The organism is Herbidospora sp. RD11066, assembly GCF_054661255.1.
This window is the reverse complement of the sequence record NZ_BAAGDO010000284.1, coordinates 1-249: the sequence shown is the minus strand read 5'-3', so window position 1 is coordinate 249 and position 249 is coordinate 1. Positions and strand designations below refer to the sequence as shown.

Here is a 249-nt window from a genome sequence, read left to right as displayed (position 1 = left end):
ACTCTCATCAATCTGGAAACTTGGATGCTGGAAGGATTTGACGTGAGTCGAAGAATACATGTCTTTCTTGTCAGTCTTCATGTAGTTCAGCCAGCTCACGGACTCAATTGCTGGACCCTTTTTGTCCATGCATTCCTTGAACTGCACGTCATAGGCCTCTGAGGCCTTTGGACAGGTCTTAACAGAAGCAGCAGGAAGTTGGTGAAGTTCCTCCATTGGAGCCTGATGCCCCACAGGCGCCAATCTGTC

Annotated in this window: 1 protein-coding gene; it reads right to left on the bottom strand. The window is 49.0% G+C overall.

The genetic code is table 11. The features are described 5' to 3' along the window. Positions 1-234 (bottom strand): hypothetical protein (locus tag ACYQ78_RS39930; RefSeq protein ID WP_459806203.1); only part of this gene is annotated, 234 nt, incomplete at its 3' end. Positions 235-249: the final 15 nt, after the last annotated feature.